Origin of the sequence: Pseudomonas sp. URMO17WK12:I6 (assembly GCF_003253625.1) — a bacterium.
GTDB lineage: Bacteria > Pseudomonadota > Gammaproteobacteria > Pseudomonadales > Pseudomonadaceae > Aquipseudomonas.
Map to the genome: position 1 here is coordinate 122,143 of NZ_QKYZ01000003.1, position 22,808 is coordinate 144,950.

At 61.9% G+C, this 22,808-nt stretch carries 20 protein-coding genes; 14 read left to right on the forward strand and 6 right to left on the reverse strand.

Annotated features, from left to right (window positions below; all coding sequences use genetic code 11):
• Positions 1–248: 248 nt before the first annotated feature.
• A complete protein-coding gene (gene nosP, locus F475_RS06605; RefSeq protein WP_111453487.1) occupies positions 249–1,412 on the forward strand; it encodes a nitric oxide-sensing protein NosP in 1,164 nt (387 codons plus the stop codon).
• Entirely contained in the window at positions 1,381–3,978 is a 2,598-nt protein-coding gene (nahK, locus tag F475_RS06610; RefSeq protein WP_111453488.1) for a hybrid sensor histidine kinase/response regulator NahK/ErcS', read from the forward strand. The genes nosP and nahK overlap by 32 nt, the downstream gene beginning before the upstream one ends.
• Before the next feature lie 144 nt (positions 3,979–4,122).
• On the opposite strand, the gene F475_RS06615 is transcribed toward nahK, so the two are convergent.
• From F475_RS06615 to F475_RS06640, 6 genes are all read right to left on the reverse strand, one after another.
• Complete coding sequence (locus tag F475_RS06615; RefSeq protein ID WP_111453489.1) at positions 4,123–4,788, reverse strand: response regulator transcription factor; 666 nt, start codon at positions 4,786–4,788, stop codon at positions 4,123–4,125.
• A gap of 57 nt (positions 4,789–4,845) precedes the next feature.
• A complete protein-coding gene (locus F475_RS06620) occupies positions 4,846–5,403 on the reverse strand; it encodes a PQQ-dependent catabolism-associated CXXCW motif protein (protein ID WP_064618316.1) in 558 nt (185 codons plus the stop codon).
• Between the two features lie 124 nt (positions 5,404–5,527).
• On the reverse strand, positions 5,528–6,319 hold the full coding sequence (locus F475_RS06625) for an ABC transporter permease (RefSeq protein ID WP_064618314.1): 792 nt from the start codon (positions 6,317–6,319) through the stop codon (positions 5,528–5,530).
• Positions 6,316–7,059, reverse strand: coding sequence for an ABC transporter ATP-binding protein (locus F475_RS06630; protein ID WP_111453642.1), 744 nt, complete (start codon positions 7,057–7,059; stop codon positions 6,316–6,318). Before F475_RS06630 ends, F475_RS06625 begins: the two co-directional genes overlap by 4 nt.
• On the reverse strand, positions 7,056–8,015 hold the full coding sequence (locus tag F475_RS06635) for a YVTN family beta-propeller repeat protein (RefSeq protein WP_086946230.1): 960 nt from the start codon (positions 8,013–8,015) through the stop codon (positions 7,056–7,058). Before F475_RS06635 ends, F475_RS06630 begins: the two co-directional genes overlap by 4 nt.
• A 33-nt stretch (positions 8,016–8,048) precedes the next feature.
• The gene (locus F475_RS06640) at positions 8,049–9,233 is read right to left on the reverse strand and encodes an ABC transporter substrate-binding protein (RefSeq protein WP_111453490.1); all 1,185 of its coding nucleotides are present in this window, start codon (positions 9,231–9,233) and stop codon (positions 8,049–8,051) included.
• A gap of 250 nt (positions 9,234–9,483) precedes the next feature.
• On the opposite strand from F475_RS06640, the gene pedF reads away from it, so the two are divergent.
• The 12 genes from pedF (at position 9,484) to F475_RS06705 (ending at position 22,802) form a co-directional block, all read left to right on the forward strand.
• Positions 9,484–9,945, forward strand: a complete 462-nt coding sequence (pedF, locus tag F475_RS06645; RefSeq protein ID WP_018929707.1) for a cytochrome c-550 PedF — start codon at positions 9,484–9,486, stop codon at positions 9,943–9,945.
• A 3-nt stretch (positions 9,946–9,948) separates the two neighbouring features.
• Positions 9,949–10,827, forward strand: a complete 879-nt coding sequence (locus F475_RS06650) for an ABC transporter substrate-binding protein (RefSeq protein WP_111453491.1) — start codon at positions 9,949–9,951, stop codon at positions 10,825–10,827.
• Complete coding sequence (locus F475_RS06655; RefSeq protein ID WP_111453492.1) at positions 10,824–11,573, forward strand: quinoprotein dehydrogenase-associated SoxYZ-like carrier; 750 nt, start codon at positions 10,824–10,826, stop codon at positions 11,571–11,573. Before F475_RS06650 ends, F475_RS06655 begins: the two co-directional genes overlap by 4 nt.
• 15 nt (positions 11,574–11,588) lie before the next feature.
• On the forward strand, positions 11,589–12,527 hold the full coding sequence (locus tag F475_RS06660) for a quinoprotein relay system zinc metallohydrolase 1 (RefSeq protein ID WP_111453493.1): 939 nt from the start codon (positions 11,589–11,591) through the stop codon (positions 12,525–12,527).
• Positions 12,528–12,690: 163 nt separating this feature from the next.
• Positions 12,691–14,466, forward strand: a complete 1,776-nt coding sequence (locus F475_RS06665) for a PQQ-dependent methanol/ethanol family dehydrogenase (RefSeq protein WP_018929703.1) — start codon at positions 12,691–12,693, stop codon at positions 14,464–14,466.
• 301 nt (positions 14,467–14,767) lie between these two features.
• Complete coding sequence (locus F475_RS06670) at positions 14,768–16,288, forward strand: aldehyde dehydrogenase family protein (protein ID WP_019648895.1); 1,521 nt, start codon at positions 14,768–14,770, stop codon at positions 16,286–16,288.
• Positions 16,289–16,604: 316 nt separating this feature from the next.
• Positions 16,605–16,676, forward strand: a complete 72-nt coding sequence (pqqA, locus tag F475_RS06680; protein WP_081499480.1) for a pyrroloquinoline quinone precursor peptide PqqA — start codon at positions 16,605–16,607, stop codon at positions 16,674–16,676.
• 53 nt (positions 16,677–16,729) lie between these two features.
• Positions 16,730–17,644 carry a pyrroloquinoline quinone biosynthesis protein PqqB gene (gene pqqB, locus F475_RS06685; protein ID WP_018929701.1) on the forward strand — a complete coding sequence of 305 codons (915 nt, stop codon included), beginning with the start codon at positions 16,730–16,732 and terminating at the stop codon, positions 17,642–17,644.
• Positions 17,645–17,692: 48 nt separating this feature from the next.
• Entirely contained in the window at positions 17,693–18,445 is a 753-nt protein-coding gene (gene pqqC, locus F475_RS06690; RefSeq protein WP_018929700.1) for a pyrroloquinoline-quinone synthase PqqC, read from the forward strand.
• Complete coding sequence (gene pqqE, locus F475_RS06695) at positions 18,442–19,575, forward strand: pyrroloquinoline quinone biosynthesis protein PqqE (protein ID WP_018929699.1); 1,134 nt, start codon at positions 18,442–18,444, stop codon at positions 19,573–19,575. The genes pqqC and pqqE overlap by 4 nt, the downstream gene beginning before the upstream one ends.
• 352 nt (positions 19,576–19,927) lie before the next feature.
• Positions 19,928–21,091, forward strand: coding sequence for an alcohol dehydrogenase-like regulatory protein ErcA (gene ercA, locus F475_RS06700; protein ID WP_111453494.1), 1,164 nt, complete (start codon positions 19,928–19,930; stop codon positions 21,089–21,091).
• On the forward strand, positions 21,075–22,802 hold the full coding sequence (locus tag F475_RS06705; RefSeq protein ID WP_111453495.1) for a NahK/ErcS family hybrid sensor histidine kinase/response regulator: 1,728 nt from the start codon (positions 21,075–21,077) through the stop codon (positions 22,800–22,802). Before ercA ends, F475_RS06705 begins: the two co-directional genes overlap by 17 nt.
• Positions 22,803–22,808: the final 6 nt, after the last annotated feature.

Sequence of the window (22,808 nt, forward strand, 5' to 3'; positions counted from 1 at the left end):
TTGCTGTGGCGAGGGAGCTTGCTCCCGTTGGGTCGCGCAGCGGCCCCGATCCTGGTCGCGCATCGGCCAGTATTAGGGGACTGCTTCGCAGTCCAGCGGGAGCAAGCTCCCTCGCCACAATTGCGCTAGTCACCCACTGATCAGGCCACCATTCTCATCCCATCGAACCACCCACCCGCTACCCAAGTAGCATTCGTCGCCGCCCGCAGGCTTCGTACACTCGAGCCTCATACAGGCGAGGGGCGACGATGCAGCAGGTTCAGAGCGACGGTGTGGTCAGTGCCATGTCCCAGGCCATCGATGCCCAGCAAGCGGCGCAGGATCTGGCGCGACAACTCTTGCACCCGCATTTGGGCTTCGTGCTGTTCTTCTGTTCCGCCGAGTACGACTTGCAGGCGCTGGGGCAGGCGTTGCAGCAGAGCTTCGGCGGCATTCGGCTGGTGGGCTGCACCAGTGCCGGCGAAATCACCCCCCAAGGTTATGGCCGCAGCTGCGTGACCGCGGTGGGCTTCGATCATCGGCACTTTTCCATCTCTACCGAACTGATCGATGAGATGGAGCATTTCAGCCTGATCGATGCCCAGCAAATGGTCGAGCGCCTGGTCAGCGGTTGTCGCAGCAATACCCTGGCGCCGATCAAGGGCAACAGCTTCGCCCTGACCCTGCTCGATGGCTTGTCCAGTCGTGAAGAAATGGTGCTCGCGGCCTTGAGCGCGGCGTTGGGCGATATTCCGCATTTCGGCGGTTCGGCCGGCGACGACAATTACCTGACCCACACCCATGTGTATTTCGGCGGCGAGTTTCACAGCGGCGCGGCGGTGGTGGTGCTGGTCAATACCTGGCTGGACTTCGAAGTCTTCACCACCCACCACATCCTGCCCAGGGCCGAAAAACTGGTGGTCACCGCTGCCGACAGCACTTCGCGCCGGGTATTCGAACTCAACGCCGAACCGGCCGCCGAGGAGTACGCCCGGCATATCGGCGTGCCGGTGGCCGACCTCGATTACCGGACCTTTGCCGCACACCCGTTGGCGGTACGGATCAACGATCAGTATTACGTGCGGGCGATCCAGCAGGTTCACCCAGACCTGAGCCTGAGTTTCTACTGTGCGGTGGAAAACGGCATCGTCCTCACCGTCATGAAACCCGGCCCCATGCTGCCGAATCTGCAAGGCTTGTTCGAGGGCTTGCGCGAGCGTCTCGGGGAATTGTTGCTGACCATCGGCTGTGACTGTTTTCTCCGGCGCCTGGAACTGGAGGACGCCGGCAGTCTCGAGCAGATCGGCGCGTTTTTGCGGGACCAGCGGGTGATGGGTTTCAACACCTACGGAGAACAGTTCAATGGCATGCACATCAACCAGACCTTCACCGGGGTTGCCATTGCCCGAGGACGCGCCCCTGGACAGCGCTGACCTTCAGGCGCAAATCGCCAGCCTGCGGCACGAGAACCAAAAATTGCAGCGCATCAATGACGCGTTGATCGAACGCATCGAGTCCGGTATCACCCGGGGCAACGACCCGTATGCGGCGTTCCAGCATTCGGTGGTGCTGGCCGAACAGGTGCGTGAGCGCACCGACGCCCTGAACCAGGCCATGGCCGAACTCAAGGCTGGCAACCATTTGCTCAGCGAAGCGCGGCTACGGGCCGAAACCGCCCATCAACACTTGATCGACGCCATTGAAAGCATCTCCGACGCTTTTGTGCTGTTCGATGCCGAGCAGCGGATCGTGCTGTTCAACAGCCGTTTCAAGGCGTTTTGGGGTAACAGCCGGGTACGGATCAACGCGGGCATGCGCCTGAGTGAGGTCAAACGGTTGATGACTTCGACCGGGTTGTTCAGTGAAGAACCCCGGTCGCCTGTCGACGAAAGCCTGCTCTATCGCCTGCACAATGGCCGTTGGCTGCAAGTCAGCGAGCGGCCGACCCAGGAAGGCGGGCGGGTGATCCTGTTCACCGACATTACCGACGTCAAACTCAGCGAAACCCTGCGCCGCGAGCAGGCGGTGGCGCAGAAATCGCACCTATTGCAACGGGCGGTCGACAACCTGTCCCAAGGGGTGGCGATGGTCAACGCCGAGGGCATTCTGGAGTTGTGGAACCGGCGCTTCCTGGAACTCAGTGGCCTGGCCCCGGTGGCGGCTCATCGGCCGTTCGCCGAAGTGATCGCCGACAGCGAATTGAACCTGCTGACCCCGGCCAGTCGCGATGCCAACGGGCGGTACGTGCAGGAATGCGAGCAGCGCCTCTACGATGGCCGGGTCCTGGAAATCCGCACCCATCCGTTGCCCACCGGCGGCTTCGTCAACACCTTCACCGACATCACCGAACGCTATCAGCATGCCGAAGCCCTCAGCGAAAGCGAGCGCTGGATTCGCTTGATCACCGACCATGTGCCGGCGCTGATCGCCTACCTGAATGCCGATCTGGTCTATGAGTTCACCAACAAAGTCTATGAAGAATGGTACTGCTGGCCCCGGGGCGTGATGCTCGGGCAGAGCCTGCGCGAAGTGCACAGCGAGCAGCACTATCAGCGCCTCGAGGCCTATGTGGCTCGTGCCCTGGCCGGCGAGAGCGTGACGTTCGAGTTTGCCGAAACCAACATCAACAATCAGGAGCGCTACATGCTGCGCTCCTATGTGCCCAATCGCCTGGCCAGCGGGGAAGTGGTGGGGATTTTCGTACTGATCCGCGACATCACCGAACGCCGCCGTACCGCCGAGGCGCTGCATCAGGCCTATCAGAACCTTGAGTTGCGGGTACGCGAACGCACCACCGAACTGACCACCCTCAATGACCAATTGCTGCGCGAAATCGACGAGCGCCGCCGCGTGGAATCACGCTTGCGCGAGGCCAAGCTCGAGGCCGAGCAGGCCAACCTGTCGAAGACCAAATTTCTCGCTGCCGTCAGCCATGACCTGCTGCAACCGCTCAACGCCGCACGATTGTTTACCAGCGCGTTGCTGGAGCGCCGGGAACCAGTGGCCAACGAAAATCTGGTGCGCAATGTCAGCAATTCCCTGGAAGACGTGGAAAACCTGTTGGGCACACTGGTGGACATTTCCAAACTGGATGCCGGGGTGATCAAGGCCGACATTGCGCCGTTCGCTCTCAGCGAATTGCTGGAAAACCTCGCCGCCGAATACACCCAAGTGGCCCGCAGTGAAGGCCTCGAGCTGCATTTCATCCCGTGTTCGGCGCTGGTGCGCAGTGACATTCAATTGCTCGCGCGGATCCTGCGCAACCTGCTGAGCAACGCAATCCGCTATACCTACAGCGGGCGGGTGGTACTCGGTTGCCGGCGCCATCACCAGCGGCTGACCATCGAAGTCTGGGACAGCGGCATGGGCATTGCCGAGAACCGTCTGGAGGAGATTTTTCAGGAGTTCAAACGCGGTGACGTACAGCGCCCCGATCAAGATCGCGGCTTGGGGCTGGGCCTGGCGATCGTCGAGAAAATCGCGCGTATTCTTGGCCACCGGATTCACGTGCGTTCATGGCCGGGCAAGGGCTCGATGTTTTCCGTCGAAGTGCCTTTGAGCGCCACGGCGCCGAAGGCATTGCCGAGTTTGTTGATGAGTGAACCGATGCTCGAGCGCCTGCGCGGTGCACGGGTGTGGGTGCTGGACAACGACGCGGCAATTTGTGCCGGGATGCGCACCTTGCTCGAAGGTTGGGGCTGCCGGGTGGTCACGGCACTCTCGGAGGAGGACCTGGCGCGGCAAGTGGATAATTATCACGCCGAAGCCGACCTGTTGATCGCCGACTATCACCTGGATGACGAGCAGAACGGTGTCGACGCCGTGGCCCGCATCAACGCCCGTCGCGCTTCGGCGATCCCGGCGATGATGATCACCGCCAACTACAGCAACGAACTCAAACAACAGATCCGCGAACTGGGCCACACCCTGATGCACAAACCGGTGCGGCCGATGAAGCTCAAGACGGCGATGAGTTATTTGCTCGGCCCATCCAGATAACACCTAACCTGTGGCGAGGGAGCTTGCTCCCGCTGGGGCGCGAAGCGGCCCTTTACAAACCACCGAGTCGCCTGGATTGACGACTGCTTCGCAGCCGAGCGGGAGCAAGCTCCCTCGCCACAGGTCAGCTTTCAAACCGGGCAGTTACCGCCGAAGATACGACCCGAAATCAATATCCCCGGCACTCAATATCGCCTGCACCCGGTTGTGCACATTGAGTTTGCGCAAGATCGCCGAGACGTGGGCCTTGACCGTGGTTTCGGCGATTTCCAGGGTGTAGGCGATCTGTTTGTTCGACTCGCCCTTGGTCATGCGTTCAAGCACCAGCAGCTGTTTGCGGGTCAGCGCCTGGAGCAGCTCCGGCGGGAAGCTCGGAGTCTCGCTCATGCGCCGGCTGGCACCGCTCTTTTGCGTGCGGATGATGTCCGGCGGCAGGTACACATTGCCATTGAGAATCTGCTGGATGGCTTCGGTCATCTGCGCCCGTGGCGAGGACTTGGTGATGAACCCCACCGCGCCATAGGTGATGGCTTGCAGCACGATCTGCTTGTCCTGTTCGGCCGAGACGATCACCACCGGAATGGTCGGCGCCTCGTTGCGCAGGTTGATCAGGCCATTGAGGCCGTGCATGCCGGGCATGTTCAGGTCGAGCAGGATCAGGTCCAGGTCGTCGTGTTCCTGGGTCAGGGCCAGGGCGCTGTCGAGGTCGGCGGTTTCCATGACCTCGCTGCCGGGGAAACCGTCGCTGATGACGTTATGAATGGCTTCACGAAACAGCGGGTGATCGTCGGCAATCAGAATTTTGTACATGGCCTTTCACCTCATTATTTTTTTTCAGGGTGTGGCAACAACACGCAAATGCTCAAGTCAGGGAAAAGGCTCGGGCTTCGCCTGTGTCACGGGCAGATTCGCCGCTTGCCAGGCATCCAGTCCGTCGCGGTACCAATACAGTGTTTTATAGCCCATGGAAGCAGCGCGTTTTACCGCGTTCCAGCTCAACCAGCAATCGGAGCGGCAGTAAAAGACCAACGGTTGCGTGTGATCGCCAGCGGTCAATGTGTTCAGGTTACGCGCAAAATAGTCTTGCCAGTCGGGCGTCAGATCGCCGTCACCGGTATTGGCCAGCCAATGGCTGCCGGGCAGGTTTTCGTGGGGCTGGTCTTCGATGAAGCGGCCCTGTAGCCATTGTCGGCGGTAGACGTCGATCAGCACCGGCGGGGGTGTCTGCTTGAGCAGGTCTTGCAGGGCGGGCGTGTCGATGATGCTCGCGCCCTGGAGCTGAGTCGGGGTCGGGCTGCGGTACAGACCGATGCGATAACCGTCGGCGGAGAACAGCGCTGTTTCGGCCTGTGCGGTGCCCAGCAACAGGCTCAGCGACAGCGCAGCGAGAGAAGGGCGCAACAGAACACGTCGGGCACGCGGCATAGGGGTCAGTCCTTATAGTTATGAACCCATTACATGCCAGTAGCGATGCGTTGTGAATGCGACGATAGACAGGTAAACCAGTACCAAAGTAGTAATTTGCCCTGTTTTTTATCGTTCGGAGTAGTCAGCCGGATTTACGCAAGGCCGCATGTTGCGGGTTGAAGGTGAGCACGGCGAGCAGGGCGAACACCAGCGTCAGCCCCGCGCACACCGCCAGCGCCAAGAGGTTGAAGCGTTCGTACAGCGCGAAGCGCACCAGCTCCACCGCATGGGTGAACGGGTTCAAGGCGCACAGCCAATACAGCCACTCGCTGGAATCGCGCATTTTCCACAGCGGATACAGCGCCGACGACAGGAAAAACAGCGGGAAGATCACGAAATTCATCACCCCGGCAAAGTTCTCCAGTTGGCGAATCGCATTGGACAGCAACAGGCCCAGCGCACTGAGCATCAACGCCACCAGCAGCAACGCCGGCAACGCCAGCAACAGGCCCATGGCCGGCGGTTGCACGCCGTACAGCCAGGCAATCGCGAGGAAGGCGTACACCTGCAACAGCGAAATCAGCGACGTCGCCAGTAATTTGCTGCACAGCAGAAAGGTCCGGGGCAGGGGGCTGGTCAACAGCACGCGCATGCTGCCCATCTCCCGGTCATACACCATCGACAACGAACCTTGCATGCCGTTGAACAGCAGGATCATGCAGGCAAGGCCGGGGATGATGTAAACCTCATAGGGAATGTAGGTGTCGTAGGGCTCGATGATGGCGATGCCCAGTGCCGCGCGGAACCCGGCAGCGAACACCAGCAGCCACAGCAACGGCCGTACCAGCGCACTGAGAAACCGCGTGCGCTGCAACACGAAGCGCAGCCATTCGCGCAGCACGATACCGCTGAAACATTGCCAGTAAGCGTTCATCTGCTGACTGCTCCTGAAGGGGGCGAGGTGGTCAGGCGAGCGAAGGCCGAATCGAGGTCGCCGCCATGTTCCAGGCTCAGCGCATCAGCTTGTCCGCTGGCGACCAAACGGCCTTGATGCAGGATCAGCAAGTCGTCGCTGGGTTGCACTTCATCCAGCAAATGAGTGGTCCAGAGCACGCTGATGGTTTGCTCGCGGCACAGGCTGCGGATGTGCTGATTGAGCGCCAGGCGACTGGCCGGGTCGAGGCCGACGCTGGCCTCGTCAAGCAACAACAGGCGTGGTTCGTGCAGCAACGCGCGGGCGATTTCCACCCGCCGGCGGTGGCCGCCATTGAGTTCGCGGACCCGCTCGCGACGGCGCTCGGTCAGGGCCTGACGCGCCAGCTCAGCGTCGACCCGCAGCCCGGTCTGGCGTCGGGACAGACCATGCAGCGCCGCGTGATAACGCAGGTTCTGCTCGACACTGAGGTCTAGATCCAGCGTGCTTTGCTGAAACACCACCCCTAATTGCTTGAGCGCCGGGCGTGCCGCGTCGCGCAACGAGCAGCCGCCGACCCGGATATCACCGCGTTGCAGATCATAGAGGCGGGTGAGCAGGGCGATCAGAGTGGATTTGCCCGCGCCATTGGGCCCAAGCAGCGCCGCAAAACGCCCGGGTGCCAGGCTGAAACTCACCTGACGCAAGGCCTCGCGCGGGCCGTAGGCGAAACTCAGGTCGCTGACCTCGAGGGCGTTCATGGCGTCACCACCACGCCCCATGGATAGCGCCCGACCTTCACCGATTTGCTGACCTTGAGGGTGTCGACATCGATCACCGACACATCGCCACTGACGCCATTGGTGGCCAGCAATTGTCGTTGATCCGGGGTGAACGCCATCTGCCAGACCCGTCGGCCCACCAGCAGGTAATCAACAATTTCGAAGGTCTTGGCGTCGATCACCGCCACATGGTTGGCCGGGCCGAGGGCGACAAAGCCGTACTTGCCGTCGGCGCTGAGCTTGATGCCCACCGGCTGGACTTTGTCCGGGTGCACGCCTTTGATCTGGAAACTCAGGGTCTTGAGGATCTTGCGGCTGGCGACATCGAGAATCGTCACCGTGCCACCGATTTCCGCCGAGGCCCAAAGCTGCGAGCCATCGGGATTGAACTCGACGAAACGCGGCCGCTGATCCACCAGCGTATTGTCGGCCAGGGTCTGGGTGCTGGTGTCGATCCAGTGCAGCATGTTGGTGGTTTCGCTGGTGTTCACCGCCCATTTGCCATCGGGGCTGACGGCCATGCCTTCGGGCTCGACGCCGACGTTGATCTGCCCGAGCACCTTGGAGGTTTCGGTGTCGATCACCGTCACCAGCGCATCGTCTTCGTTGGAGACATACAACCAGCGATTGTTAGGGTGCAGGGCGAATTGTTCAGGGTCTTTGCCCGAGGGCAGTTCCTTGATGATCTTGCGCGTGGCGACGTCCATCACCTGGACCCGGTCCGAATCGCTGGCGCAGATGTACAGCAGCTTGTTGTCGTGGGACAGCAACAGGCCGCGCGGGCGCTGGCCGACGGGCAGGGTGTCGGTGACTTGCAGGGTCTGCATGTCGATCAGGCTCAGGCTGTTGTCCTTTTCGTTGGAGACCCAGGCGGTGCTGGCCGCCGCATGCCCGGCGGCGAGCAGTAGAGCGCATGAAAGCAGGGTGCGGCGCATGGCAGATTCCTTATTGTTGTGGTGGTAGAGCTTTCAGGGAAAGCGGCAACTGACCTCGGCTTTGTCGTAACCCAGGCTGTCCATTTCGTTGAAGGGGTGCAGGAAGCCGTCTTGCGGCGACGTACTGACCAGCGCCCTGGGTTGCACGATGGGGATCGGCTGGCGCAACTGACCGTTCCACGGCCGATAACTGAGCTTGCGACCCTTGAAGCCGTCCAGCGGCAATTGCTCGCTGATTTCAAGGGTACGAATCGCCATGGCATCGGCCTGACGCAGTTTGCCCACCGCGCTGGCAATGCTGCGCACCGCCATCCATGCGGCGAAATCCCGGTCGTTCATCCAGCGCCCGGCCAGGGCTTCGAAGCGTTTTTGCAACTGGGCGGCACCGTAGGTTTCCACGGTCTTGTGCCAGCCCACCGGGGTCAGGCCCTGGGTGCCGGCGACCGGCCGTGGGTACCAGGTCTGGTAGGGCACGTACTCGCCGAAATCGCCGCGTTCATCGGCCACCAGCACCACGTCGTACTCGGCGGTTTGGGTGAACAGCGGCATGTCGGCCTGGGCGCTGCGCCGTTGATCGTTATCGAAGCTCCAGGCTTTCTCCGCCACCAGTTGCAGGCCGAAGCGTTTCGCCGCCCGGCGCAGGGCGGCGGCATAGGCTTGATCGTCGGCGGTGGGGCCGACGATCAGCAGCGCCCGTTGCCATTTGCGCAGCACCAGAAATTGCGCCAGCGCATCGGCCAGCATCGCCCGGCTTGGCAGGCTGTGCAGCACGTTCGGCAGGCAATCGGTAGTGCGCAGGCTGTCGTCGGGGCTGCCGGCATTGAACAGCAGGCTGTCGGGGAGCATGGCGCTGAGTCGGCGCAGGTTTTCCGCCGGAGCATTCACCACAAACAGGCGCAGGCCTTGTTCGTGTTGGGCTTTGGCGGCTTCGAGCAAGGCGTCGGGGTTGTCGACATTGGCGCTGACCAACTCGTAGCGCTGGTTGAGAAAGTGCCCGGTGCTGTTGCTGTCGATGATTGCCAGTTCAGCGCCCCGCAGGCCGGCATCGGTCGGTTCAGGAATAACGTTCGACAGCAATGGCCCGGGATCGGGGCGATACCCCAGGTAGCCGATCCGCACCTGCAACGGAGCATCCGCCGCCTGACTCTGGGTCGCCAGCCCGGCGGCGCAGGCGATCGCCAGCAGGTAGATCAAGGCATAAGGGGCGAGCTGGCGCATAAGGCACTCCATCACAGGTAGCGCCAGCATAGGAACCCTGGACGGGCGGGGAAATATGCAGAAAGTACCGATGGGCCAGTACCAAGGTAGTAACGGCGTGGGAAATACTTGGGCGGCTCACCACAAGCCCTACTACCAAGGGAGTAGGTCGCGACCACCAAAGCAGCATAGGGCTGGTGCGACGGGGTTCCTAAGATGGCTGCCATAGCCTCTGTAAAGAGGTTCTGCGTGCAATCTTGAGGGCATAACAATGACAACAAAACGCAACGCCTTGCTCGTTGCCGGACTGCTGGCCGGCTTCATCAGCGCAGGTTCCGTCTGGGCTCACGGCAACGTGGTACCCCAGGCCGTCGAAACCAAGGGACTGACCCCGATCAAGGATGCCGGTGTGCAGGTCGATGCCGATGGTTGGGCGGCGGTGAACCCGTATCGTTCCTCTCCGGAGCACGATAAAGCGTTGGAAATCGGCTCTTCGGCCTACAACCAGAACTGCGCGGCCTGTCATGGTCTGGAAGCCAAGTCCGGCGGCATCGCCCCTGACTTGCGCAAGCTCGACGTCGCCGAAGCCGGTGACGAGTGGTTCGTCGAACGGGTGCGCCATGGCGCCGTGCGTGATGGCCGAGTGTACATGCCGAAGATGGCTGACTATTTGAGTCAGGAAGCCTTGTGGGCGGTACGCACCTACCTGGACAGCGTGCACGTCGAGGAGTGACCCATGCGCCTGCTCGCGGTGTTGATCAGCGCTGTGTGGTTGTGCTGCCAGGCAGCGCAGGCACAGGTCCGGACCTATGACGAAATGATCGCCGCCGCCGAGCTGAAAGTCGCGGTCTACAAGGACTTCGCGCCCTACAGTTTCGAAGATGCCGGCCAGCCTCGTGGAGTCGATGTCGAACTCGCCCAGGCCTTGGCCAAGGCCATGGGGGTACGCCTGAAACTGATCTGGGCGCCCGCCGGAGAGAAGCTCGACGACGACCTGCGCGATTACATCTGGCGGGCCAGTCAGCTGCACAATCAGCAACTGGCCGACCTGATGATGCGCGTCCCCTACGACCGCGATTACTCACAGAAACGCAATGAGCTGGGCGAACTGGAGAACGGCCATGTGGTGATGTTCGGGCCGTACCAGACCGAGCAATGGCAGGTGGCGTATGACCGTCGTCGGCTGGACTCGGTGGCCAGCGTCGCGGTGTTCCAGCAGCACCCGATTGGCGTCGAAGTCGACAGCGTGCCGTCGTTTTACCTGACCTCGGTGTTCAACGGCATGCTCGCCGCCAAGACCCACCATTACCCCGGTGTGCCCCAGGCGTTTGCCGCGATGAAGGCCGGTGAAGTCGACGCGGTGATGGCGATGCGCGGCGAGATCGACTGGCAGGTGCATCAGGCCGCCGATCCGCAAGTGGCGCTGGCGGAAAACGCCTATCCGAACATGGGTAAGCAACGCTGGGAGATCGGCATGGCGGTGCATGAAAGCAACCGGCAACTGGCCTATGCCGTGGAAGAGGCGTTGGAAACGTTGATTCGCGAGGGCACGCTCAAAAGCATTTATGCCCATTACGGCCTGCGCTATGACGTGCCCGAGATGTATCAACAATGAACTGGCGCGCGCGTTGGCTGTTGGCCTGCTGGTTGCCCTTGGCCGCGCAGGCGGTTGAGGTCGATCCGGTGCCGTCGGTGATGTGGGCGTTCTATCACAAGCAGATGCTTGGCGACGCACCGTTCGTGTTCGACGAGCGGGTCAAGCTGCTGGCACCGCCGTTCGCCGAAGACGCCCGGCAAGTGCCGTTGGAAATCGACGCTCGGGCGTTCAAGGGCGAAGTGGTGCGAATCCTTGCCTGGGCCGAACTCAACCCGCTGCCGAAAATCGTCGACTTCGAGCCTTTGACCGGTGTGCTGCCCTGGCTGTCGATCCGCATCCGCGTTGAACAGGCCACGCCATTGCGCGCGGCGGTGTTGACCCGCGACGGACTGTGGCATGTCGGTTCGACCCTGATCGACGCGGCCGGCGGCGGTTGCACGGCGCCGAGCGTGGTGCGCACCCAGCCGGGCTGGGAAGAACACATCGGCGAAGTGCTTGGCGGTCGTTATCCCCGTGATGAGTTCAGTCGCGTGCGTTTGCAAGTGGCGCATCCGATGGACAACGGTATGGTCAGCGGCATCCCGGAATTTTTCCTCAACCAGGCCGAGCTGCGGGACTCAGACGACCGGGTACTGGCGCGTCTGGAGCTGTTCCCGGCGGTCAGCGAAAACCCCAACCTGGCTTTCGACATCGAAGGTGCGGGGCAGACGCGCCTGATACTGCGCGACAACAGCGGCAATCAATTCGATGCGGCCATACCCTGACCCAAGGAGCGTTTGATGCGCTGGATGCTGTTGTTGTTCATCTGTGTGAGCCTGCCGACCCTGGCCGATCCCGATTACGCACTCAAGCCCCGACAGATTGCCGAAGACACCTGGCTGCTTGAGGGCAGCACCGATAACTTCGCCAAGAACAACGGCGGCAACATCGTCAACACCGCGTTCATCGTCACCGGGCAAGGGGTGGTGGTGATCGACACCGGGCCATCGAAGCGCTACGGCGAGGCCCTGCGCAAAGCGATTGCCGCAACCACCGATAAACCAGTGATCCAGGTGTTGCTGACCCATCACCATCCCGACCATGTGCTGGGCAATCAGGCCTTCACCGACGTGCCGATTGGTGCACTGGCCGGCACCACCGAGCTGTTGCATCAACAGGGTGATGCGATGGCCGAGAACATGTATCGACTGGTGGGTGACTGGATGCGCGGCACCGAAGTGGTGTTGCCGACGCAGACGCTGACGCCAGGTGTGCAAAGTTTTGGGAACCACGATTTGCGGCTGCTGAGTCTGGGTGGGCACACCGGCGCGGATCTGGCTATTCTCGACCAGAAAACCGGCGTGCTGTTTGCCGGGGATCTGGTGTTTTATCAGCGGGCCCTGACCACGCCGAACAGCCCGGGGTTGTCGGTGTGGCTGGCGGATATCGCCACGCTTCAGGGGCTGCCGTGGACGCTGATCGTCCCCGGTCATGGCCCCGTGGCAACGGACAGCAAACCGTTCGAGCAAATGCGCGATTACCTCTCCTGGCTCGATCAACTCATGCGCGAGGGTGCGGCGAACGGCAGCGACATGGCCGAGATGATCCGCAGCCCCATCCCCGAACGTTTCGCCGGGATCAACCTGAGCCGTTATGAGCTGATCCGCAGCGTCAGCCATTTGTACCCGCGCTATGAGCGCGCGCAGATGACGCGGGTGGATTCCGGCACGCGCCAGTAACGCTGATCGTGGTGATCGATCGTTCCCATCTCCTCCGACCCGCTACCAAGGAACTAGAAATCTCCGCATTGCGGGCAATTGTTGCAAGGGCGGCGGCGCCCAAGAATCTGCACCAGACCGGGAAAATTTCCCGGGTATAACAAAAACCGCAGAGGTAGCCGTCATGACCCAACCCGCACGTCGCCAACCCTTCGTCTTGAGCGTGCTGCTCAGTGCCATGCTGTTGTCCGGCCAGGCAATGGCCGCAGTCTCCGATCAAGACATCCTCCAGGATCCGAAGAATCCGGAACAGGTCGTCACCAATGGCCTGGGCGTCCAGGGTCAGCGCTACAGCCCGCTGGACACCCTCAATGTCGACAACGTGAAAGACCTGCGCCCGGTCTGGGCCTTTTCGTTCGGCGGTGAAAAACAGCGCGGTCAGCAAGCGCAGCCGATGATCAAGGACGGCGTGATGTACATGACCGGCTCCTACTCACGGGTGTTCGCGGTGGATGCGCGCACCGGCCGCAAGCTTTGGCAATACGATGCGCGCCTGCCGGATGACATCCGTCCGTGCTGTGACGTGATCAACCGTGGCGTGGCGCTGTATGGCGACCTGGTGATCTTCGGCACCCTCGACGCCAAGCTCGTGGCCCTGAATAAAGACACCGGCAAAGTGGTATGGAGCAAGAAAGTCGCCGACCACAAGGAAGGCTACTCCATCAGCGCCGCGCCTCTGGTGATCAACGGCAAACTGATCACTGGCGTTGCCGGTGGCGAGTTCGGGGTGGTGGGCAAGATCGAAGCCTACGACCCGAAAAACGGCGACCTGCTGTGGACCCGGCCAACGGTCGAAGGCCACATGGGCTACGTCTACAAAGACGGCAAGGCCGTAGAGAACGGCATCTCCGGCGGCGAAGCGGGCAAGACCTGGCCGGGCGATTTGTGGAAAACCGGCGGCGCGGCGCCGTGGCTGGGCGGCTACTACGACCCGGAAACCAATCTGCTGCTGTTCGGCACCGGCAACCCGGCACCCTGGAACTCGCACCTGCGCCCTGGCGACAACCTTTACTCGTCCTCGCGCCTGGCGCTGAACCCGGACGACGGCACGATCAAATGGCACTTCCAGAGCACCCCTCACGACGGCTGGGACTATGACGGCGTGAACGAACTGGTGTCGTTCAACTACAACGAAGGCGGCAAGGAAATCAAAGCCGCGGCCACCGCGGACCGTAACGGTTTCTTCTATGTGCTGGATCGCACCAACGGCAAATTCATCCGCGGCTTCCCGTTCGTGGACAAGATCACCTGGGCCAGTGGCCTGGATAAAAACGGTCGGCCGATCTACAACGAAGACAGCCGTCCGGGTGCACCGGGCTCCGAGGCCAAAGGCAGTTCGGTGTTTGTAGCGCCGGCGTTCCTGGGGGCGAAAAACTGGATGCCGATGGCCTACAACCGCGACACCGGCTTGTTCTATGTGCCGTCCAACGAGTGGGGCATGGACATCTGGAACGAAGGCATCGCCTATAAAAAAGGCGCGGCGTTCCTCGGCGCCGGTTTCACCATCAAGCCATTGAATGAAGACTACATCGGCGTGCTGCGCGCCATCGACCCGAAAACCGGCAAGGAAGTCTGGCGCCACAAGAACTTCGCGCCGTTGTGGGGCGGGGTGCTGACCACCAAGGGCAACCTGGTGTTCACCGGTACGCCGGAAGGTTTCCTACAAGCGTTCAACGCCAAGACCGGCGAGAAAGTCTGGGAATTCCAGACCGGCTCCGGCGTGCTCGGCTCGCCCATCACCTGGGAAATGGATGGCGAACAATACGTTTCGGTGCTCTCCGGCTGGGGCGGCGCGGTACCGCTGTGGGGCGGCGAAGTGGCCAAGCGCATCAAGGACTTCAACCAGGGCGGCATGCTGTGGACCTTCAAGCTGCCGAAGGACCTGGTTGCCAAGCACTAACCCTGGCAACCACAACCTGAGTGGCGATGAATGACCTGTGGCGAGGGAGCTTGCTCCCGCTGGGCTGCGAAGCCGCCCCCAACGTTCCCGGCCCCAACCGAGTCGTTTGGATTTACGACTGCTTCGCAGCCGAACGGGAGCAAGCTCCCTCGCCACAAAAGCCGCTGACACAGCGGCGCCTTCTACTACCAAATAACGAGAGTCCCCCTGCCAACGGCGCATTCGTCTGACAGGCGGGGCTCTCTACTATCGGTTCATCGCCTGTTGGCCTGACAGGCATCGACCCAGACAGAGGCCCATCATGATCTACGCACAACCCGGAACACCTGGCGCCATCGTTTCCTTCAAACCGCGCTACGGCAATTTCATCGGCGGCGAGTTCGTCGCCCCGGTCAATGGCGAGTACTTCACCAATACCTCACCGGTCACCGGTGAAGTGATCGCCGAATTCCCGCGCTCCAGCGCCGCCGACATCGAAAAGGCTCTCGACGCCGCCCATGCCGCCGCTGATGCCTGGGGCAAAACCTCGGCGCAGGACCGCTCGCTGGTGCTGCTGAAAATCGCTGACCGCATCGAACAGAACCTGGAAATCCTCGCCGTCACCGAAACCTGGGACAACGGCAAGGCCGTGCGCGAAACCCTCAACGCTGACGTGCCGCTGGCCGCCGACCACTTCCGTTACTTCGCCGGTTGCATCCGCGCTCAAGAGGGCGGTGCCGCTGAAATCAACGAACTGACTACCGCCTATCATTTCCACGAACCACTGGGCGTGGTCGGGCAGATCATTCCGTGGAACTTCCCGCTGCTGATGGCCGCGTGGAAACTCGCCCCGGCGCTGGCGGCCGGCAACTGCATCGTGCTCAAACCCGCCGAGCAAACACCGCTGTCGATCATGGTGTTCGCCGAGCTGATCGCCGATTTGCTGCCAGCCGGCGTGCTGAATATCGTCCAGGGCTTCGGTCGCGAAGCCGGTGAAGCGCTGGCCACCAGCAAGCGCATCGCCAAGATCGCCTTCACCGGTTCCACCCCGGTGGGCGCGCACATCATGCATTGCGCAGCCGAGAACATCATTCCAAGCACCGTCGAGCTGGGCGGCAAGTCGCCGAACATCTTCTTCGAAGACATCATGAACGCCGAGCCACAGTTCATCGAAAAAGCCGCCGAAGGCCTGGTGCTGGCGTTCTTCAACCAGGGCGAAGTCTGCACTTGTCCGTCGCGGGCACTGGTGCAGGAATCGATCTACGAGCCGTTCATGGCCGAGGTGATGAAGAAGATCGTCAAGATCAAGCGTGGCAATCCGCTGGACACCGAGACCATGGTCGGCGCCCAGGCGTCCGAGCAGCAATACGACAAGATCCTCTCGTACCTGAAAATCGCCCAGGAGGAGGGCGCCGAGCTGCTCACTGGCGGCGCGGCCGAGCGGCTGGAAGGCGACTTGTCCAGCGGCTATTACATCCAGCCGACGCTGCTCAAGGGCCACAACAAAATGCGCGTGTTCCAGGAAGAAATCTTCGGCCCGGTGGTGGGTGTCACCACCTTCAAGGACGAAGCCGAAGCCCTGGCGATCGCCAACGACAGCGAATTCGGCCTCGGCGCCGGCCTGTGGACCCGCGACATCAACCGCGCCTACCGCATGGGCCGGGCGATCAAGGCCGGGCGCGTCTGGACCAACTGCTACCACCTGTACCCGGCCCACGCCGCGTTCGGTGGCTACAAGAAGTCCGGTGTCGGCCGTGAGAACCACAAGATGATGCTCGACCATTACCAACAGACCAAAAACCTGCTGGTGAGCTACGACATCAATCCGCTGGGGTTCTTCTGATACGACCTGAAACCGGGTGATGGCCTTCGCGGGCAAGCCTCGCTCCTACAGGTTATGTGTTGGCCGTGAGGTCCGCGCATCCCTGTAGGAGCGAGGCTTGCCCGCGAAGGCGTCGTCACATTCAACACATTCGTTGACTGACATTCCGCTATCGCGGGCAAACCCGCTCCCACAGGATTTTGTGTGGTGCTTAAGATCTGCGCGCCCCCCTACCAACGCACGCCGCCACCTCCTTCGAAAGTAGCATTCGGGCAGTTGGCGCCCCGTGCATTAATGACGTTACCGGAATCGTCCGGCACAAGAAGAGGAATGACCCATGTGGCATAAACCCGCGTTTACCGATCTGCGCATTGGCTTCGAAGTGACGATGTATTTCGCCAACCGTTGATTGATCGCCCGGTCAGCCGTCGCGTTGGCCGGGCCTGCTTTCTGGAGCCTGCCATGCACATCCGCGTTCTCGGTTCCGCCGCCGGCGGCGGTTTTCCGCAATGGAACTGCAACTGCCGCCAGTGCGCGGCGATGCGTCACGGCAACCTGCGTGCGCAACGCCGTACGCAGTCGTCCATTGCCCTGAGCGACGACGGTGTGGAATGGATACTCTGCAATGCTTCACCAGACATCCGCGCCCAACTCGAAAGCTTCCCGACGCTGCAACCGGCCCGCCGCGTGCGTGACACGGCGATTGCCGGCGTGGTCCTGCTGGACAGTCAGATCGACCATTGCACCGGCCTGTTGAGCCTGCGCGAAGGCTGCCCGCATTCGGTCTGGTGCACCGAGCGGGTGCATGAAGACCTGAGCAGCGGCTTCCCGTTGTTCACCATGCTCAAACACTGGAACGGTGGTTTGCAGTGGCAACCGATCGAACTGGACCGTGAGCCGTTCAGCATCGCAGCCTGCCAACACCTGCAATTTCGCGCCATTCCATTGGTCAGCAACGCACCGCCGTATTCCCCCAACCGTGGCAACCCGCAGCCGGGGGACACCATCGGCCTGTTCATCGAAGACCTGCGCAACGGTGCATCGGTGTTCTATGCGCCGGGTCTGGGGCAGGTCGATGCCGAGGTATTGAGCTGGATGCAGCGCGCCGATTGCCTGCTGCTGGACGGCACGCTGTGGCGCGACGATGAAATGCGCGTATGTGAAGTCGGCCAGAGCCTGGGCCGCGAAATGGGCCACCTGCCGCAAAGCGGTCCCGGCGGGATGCTCGAAGTGCTGGAGGGCTTCAATCGCCAGCGCAAGGTGCTGATCCACATCAACAACACCAACCCGATCCTCGACGAAGACTCGGCCGAGCGGGCGTTGCTGGAGCGGCGGGGGATTGAAGTGGCCTATGACGGCATGAGTATTGAGCTGTAGCGGACTGCCTCATCGCAGAACCCAACGGTTATTCCCCGGAGAACCGCAATGACTGACACTCCCATGACCCCCACCGAATTCGAAGCGGCCCTGCGCGCCAAAGGCGCCTATTACCACATCCATCATCCATTCCACCAAGCGATGTACGCCGGGCGCGCCACCCGCGAGCAGATCCAGGGCTGGGTCGCCAATCGCTTTTACTATCAGGTGAACATTCCACTGAAGGACGCGGCCATTCTCGCCAACTGCCCGGACCGCGACGTGCGGCGGGAATGGCTGCAACGGATTCTCGACCATGACGGAGTCCCCGGCAGCGAAGGCGGTATCGAAGCCTGGTTGCGTCTGGGCGAAGCGGTGGGGCTGGATCGCGAACAAATTCTCTCGCAAGAGTTGGTGCTGCCGGGTGTGCGATTTGCCGTGGACGCCTACGTCAATTTCGCCCGCCGTGCTTGTTGGCAGGAAGCGGCCAGCAGTTCGCTGACCGAACTGTTCGCACCGCAGATCCATCAGTCTCGGCTCGACGCCTGGCCCAGCCATTACCCATGGATCGACCCGGCCGGTTACGACTATTTCCGTACGCGCCTGAGCCAGGCCCGGCGCGATGTCGAGCATGGTTTGCGCATCACCCTGGCGCATTACGTCACGGTCGAGGGCCAGCAGCGCATGCTGGAGATTCTGCAGTTCAAGCTTGATGTGCTGTGGAGCATGCTCGACGCGATGAGCATGGCTTATGAGCTGGACCGCCCGCCGTATCACACGGTCACCGCCGAGCGGGTCTGGCACCGGGGGATCGCCCTGTGAACGCGATCGAGCAGCAACCCGGCCCACCGTTGTGGCTGTTGGCGGAGCTGACCTATCGCTGCCCGCTGCAATGCCCGTATTGCTCCAATCCCTTGGATTTCGCCCAACAGGGTGAGGAGTTGAGCACAGAAGAGTGGATCCGGGTGTTTCGCGAAGCCAGGGAGATGGGCGCCGCGCAACTGGGGTTTTCCGGTGGCGAGCCGTTGGTGCGCCAGGACCTGGCCGAGCTGATCAAGGCCGCGCGGGATATGGGTTACTACACTAACCTGATCACCTCGGGTATCGGCCTGACCGAGCAGAAGGTCCGCGACTTCAAGGTCGCCGGGCTGGACCACATCCAGATCAGCTTTCAGGCCGCCGACGAAGCGGTCAACAACATGCTCGCCGGCTCACGCAAGGCCTTCGCCCAGAAACTGGCCATGGCCCGGGCGGTGAAAGCCCAGGGCTACCCGATGGTGCTGAACTTCGTTACCCATCGGCACAACATCGACCAGATCGCGCAGATCATCGAGCTGTGCCTGGAGCTGGAAGCGGATTTCGTCGAGTTGGCGACCTGCCAGTTCTATGGCTGGGCCGAACTCAACCGCGTCGGCCTGTTGCCGACCCGCGAACAATTACAGCGCGCCGAGCGCATCACCAACGAGTATCGCCAGCGGCTTGAGGCCGAGGGCCACCCGTGCAAGCTGATTTTCGTCACCCCGGACTATTACGAAGAGCGCCCCAAGACCTGCATGAATGGCTGGGCCAACCTGTTTCTCGACATCACCCCGGACGGTACGGCGTTGCCTTGTCATAGCGCGCGTCAGCTGCCGGTGCAGTTCCCAAATGTGCGCGAGCACAGCGTCGAACACATCTGGAACGACTCCTTCGGTTTCAACCGGTTTCGTGGCAATGACTGGATGAAAGAGCCGTGCCGTTCCTGCGATGAAAAGCATAAGGACCTGGGCGGCTGCCGCTGCCAGGCGTTCATGCTCACGGGGGACGCGAGCAACGCCGACCCGGTGTGCAGCAAGTCGCCGCACCACAGCGTCATCCTCAAGGCCCGGGACGAAGCCGAAGCGCCGGGGCAGGGCATGGAACACCTGACCTTGCGCAATGAAAAGGCTTCGCGGCTGATCTATCGCGGATAAATCGAACAGCACCACGTAAGCCGTCATGCGATCTGTAGCAGCTGGCGAAGCTTGCGTTCGGTGGTAGCAGCTGCCGAGCTCGCGAGGCTGCGTTCGGCTGCGAAGCAGTCGTAAAATCCAGCCATTTCGGTGCGTCAGGGACACCACGGCAACCGGACTCGCGACTGCTGCGCAGCCGAACGCAGCCTCGCGAGCTCGGCAGCTGCTACAACGAATGCGTCGCGGCTGAAATTGGCTCCCACAGGGATCTTCGTGCACCCCGGGTAGTTGCTACCCATTGGTCTGATTGCATTCGCAGCCGGATGCTTTAGTGTTGGCTTTACCTTTCAAAACAATAAAAACAGGCTTTCCAATGAGCCAGAATCTCAGTCAACTGCGTAAATTCGTTTCACCTGAAATCATCTTCGGTGCCGGCTGTCGGCATAACGTCGGCAATTACGCCAAGACCTTCGGCGCCCGCAAGGTGCTGGTGGTCAGCGACTCCGGTGTGATCGCCGCCGGTTGGGTCGCCGATGTCGAGGCCAGCCTGCAAGCCCAGGGCATCGATTACTTTGTGTACAGCGACGTTTCGCCCAACCCGCGGATCGAGGAAGTGATGCTCGGCGCCGAGCTGTACCGGGAGAATCACTGCGATGTGATCGTCGCGGTCGGCGGCGGCAGCCCGATGGATTGCGGCAAGGGCATCGGCATCGTCGTCGCCCACGGGCGCAACATTCTTGAATTCGAGGGTGTGGACACCCTGCGCATGCCCAGCCCGCCGCTGATCCTGATCCCGACCACCGCCGGCACGTCGGCCGATGTGTCGCAGTTCGTGATCATCTCCAATCAGCAAGAACGCATGAAATTCTCCATCGTCAGCAAGGCTGCGGTGCCGGACGTGTCGCTGATCGACCCGGAAACCACCCTGAGCATGGACCCGTTCCTGTCGGCCTGTACCGGCATCGACGCGTTGGTCCACGCCATCGAGGCCTTCGTTTCCACCGGCCACGGGCCGCTCACCGATCCCCACGCGCTGGAGGCGATGCGGCTGATCAACGGCAATCTGGTGCAGATGATCGCCAACCCGAACGACATCGCCCTGCGGGAAAAAATCATGCTCGGCAGCATGCAGGCCGGGCTGGCGTTCTCCAACGCGATCCTCGGCGCGGTGCACGCCATGTCCCACAGCCTCGGTGGATTCCTCGATCTGCCTCACGGCTTGTGCAACGCGGTGCTGGTGGAGCACGTGGTGGCGTTCAACTACAGCTCGGCGCCGGAGCGCTTCAAGGTGATCGCCGAGACCTTCGGCATCGATTGTCGCGGCCTGAATCACCGGCAGATCTGCGGACGTCTGGTCGACCACTTGATCGCCCTCAAACACGCCATCGGCTTCCACGAAACCCTGGGCCTGCACGGGGTGAGCACGTCGGACATTCCGTTCCTGTCGCAACATGCCATGGATGACCCGTGCATCCTTACCAACCCGCGCGAGTCCAGCCAGCGCGACGTCGAGGTCGTCTATGGCGAAGCCCTCTGACGAACAGCAACGGGCGCTGACCGGGTTACTCGGGCTGGGCAATCACTCGGCGCGCAAGAGTCATTACCCGGAACTGGCCGCGCGCCTGGATGAACTGGAGGCCGAGCGCAACCGCTACAAATGGCTGTTCGAAAACGCCGTGCACGGAATCTTCCAGGCCAGCCTGCAGGAAGGCATGCGCGCCGCCAACCCGGCGCTGGCGCGGATGCTTGGCTATCAGGACCCGCAGGAGGTGCTGTTTTCCCTGACGGACCTGGCGGGCACGCTGTTCGTCGGCGGCGCGCAAGAGCTGGAAGGCATCGGCGAGGTCCTCCAGCGTGAGCGCAGCCTGCTGGGCTATGAAACCCAGCTGCGGCGCAAGGACGGCACTGTCCTCGACGTGTTGATGAACCTGCTGCTCAAACCGGATCAGGAAGGCCTGGTGGAGGGGTTCGTCGCCGACATCACCGAACGAAAACAGGCCCAGGAGCGCTTGCAACAGCTCAATGATCAACTGGAGCAACGGGTCACCGCGCGCACCAATGAGTTGCTGGACGCCAACCGCAATCTGCAACAACAGATCACCGAGCGTAAACAGATCGCCGAAGCCTTGCGCGACGCCCGTGATGCCGCCGAAGCGGCCAATCGCAGCAAGGACAAATACCTCGCCGCCGCCAGTCACGACCTGCTGCAACCGCTCAACGCCGCGCGTTTGCTGATCTCGACCTTGCGCGAGCGCAAGCTGCCCGACGTCGAGCAGGTGTTGGTGGAACGCACGCATCAGGCGCTGGAAGGGGCCGAGGACTTGCTCACCGATCTGCTGGATATTTCCCGGCTCGATCAGGCCGCGGTAAAGCCGGACATCGCCCTGTACCGCCTCGATGAATTGTTCGCGCCACTGGTTTCGGAGTTTCAGTCGGTGGCCGCGGCGACCGGGTTGAACCTGCGGGTGCACATGGGTGATTACGCGATTCATACCGACTTGCGGCTGATGACGCGGATTCTGCGCAACTTCCTCAGCAATGCCTGCCGCTACACCGACGACGGCAGCATCCTGCTGGGTGCCCGGCGCCGGGGCGACGTACTGCGAATCGAAGTCTGGGACACCGGGCGCGGGATCCCGGCGGATCGTCTCGATTCGATCTTCCTTGAATTTAACCAACTGGACGTTGGCCGCGCCGCCGACCGCAAGGGCGTGGGCCTGGGACTGGCGATTGTCGAACGCATCGCCAAGATCCTCGATTACCGGATTCAGGTGCATTCGCGGCCAGGGCGCGGTTCGATGTTCAGCATCGAGGTGCCGATTTCCCGTGAGATTCCACTGCCGATCAGCCAGGCCGCGCCGCAGCCGAGCACCGGCAACCCGCTGCCGGGGCGGCGCCTGCTGGTGCTGGACAACGAAGTCAGCATCCTTGAAAGCATGAGCGCACTGCTCGGGCAGTGGGGCTGCGAGGTGGTCACCGCCACCGATGAGGCCACCGCGCTGGTGGCTTTGCAGGGGCAGGCGCCGGAACTGATTCTGGCGGATTACCACCTCGATCACGGGGTGGTGGGCTGTGAAGTGGTCCGGCATCTGCGCGAGCATTTCAGCCGGACGATACCGGCGGTGATCATCACCGCCGACCGCACCGATCAGTGTCGACGCTCGTTGCAGCGGCTCGACGCGCCATTGCTGAACAAACCGGTGAAACCCGGCAAGTTGCGTGCGGTGTTGAGTCAGTTGTTGGCGTAGCGATTT

Coding starts and splice junctions, on each gene's coding strand:
- F475_RS06630 (WP_111453642.1), bottom strand. CDS start 7,059: ATGAACGCCCTCGAGGTCAGCGACCTGAGTTTCGCCTACGGCCCGCGC.
- F475_RS06620 (WP_064618316.1), bottom strand. CDS start 5,403: ATGCCGCGTGCCCGACGTGTTCTGTTGCGCCCTTCTCTCGCTGCGCTG.
- F475_RS06640 (WP_111453490.1), bottom strand. CDS start 9,233: ATGCGCCAGCTCGCCCCTTATGCCTTGATCTACCTGCTGGCGATCGCC.
- F475_RS06670 (WP_019648895.1), top strand. CDS start 14,768: ATGATCTACGCACAACCCGGAACACCTGGCGCCATCGTTTCCTTCAAA.
- F475_RS06650 (WP_111453491.1), top strand. CDS start 9,949: ATGCGCCTGCTCGCGGTGTTGATCAGCGCTGTGTGGTTGTGCTGCCAG.
- nosP (WP_111453487.1), top strand. CDS start 249: ATGCAGCAGGTTCAGAGCGACGGTGTGGTCAGTGCCATGTCCCAGGCC.
- pqqB (WP_018929701.1), top strand. CDS start 16,730: ATGCACATCCGCGTTCTCGGTTCCGCCGCCGGCGGCGGTTTTCCGCAA.
- pqqC (WP_018929700.1), top strand. CDS start 17,693: ATGACTGACACTCCCATGACCCCCACCGAATTCGAAGCGGCCCTGCGC.
- F475_RS06665 (WP_018929703.1), top strand. CDS start 12,691: ATGACCCAACCCGCACGTCGCCAACCCTTCGTCTTGAGCGTGCTGCTC.
- F475_RS06660 (WP_111453493.1), top strand. CDS start 11,589: ATGCGCTGGATGCTGTTGTTGTTCATCTGTGTGAGCCTGCCGACCCTG.
- ercA (WP_111453494.1), top strand. CDS start 19,928: ATGAGCCAGAATCTCAGTCAACTGCGTAAATTCGTTTCACCTGAAATC.
- F475_RS06635 (WP_086946230.1), bottom strand. CDS start 8,015: ATGCGCCGCACCCTGCTTTCATGCGCTCTACTGCTCGCCGCCGGGCAT.
- F475_RS06615 (WP_111453489.1), bottom strand. CDS start 4,788: ATGTACAAAATTCTGATTGCCGACGATCACCCGCTGTTTCGTGAAGCC.
- F475_RS06655 (WP_111453492.1), top strand. CDS start 10,824: ATGAACTGGCGCGCGCGTTGGCTGTTGGCCTGCTGGTTGCCCTTGGCC.
- F475_RS06625 (WP_064618314.1), bottom strand. CDS start 6,319: ATGAACGCTTACTGGCAATGTTTCAGCGGTATCGTGCTGCGCGAATGG.
- F475_RS06705 (WP_111453495.1), top strand. CDS start 21,075: ATGGCGAAGCCCTCTGACGAACAGCAACGGGCGCTGACCGGGTTACTC.
- pedF (WP_018929707.1), top strand. CDS start 9,484: ATGACAACAAAACGCAACGCCTTGCTCGTTGCCGGACTGCTGGCCGGC.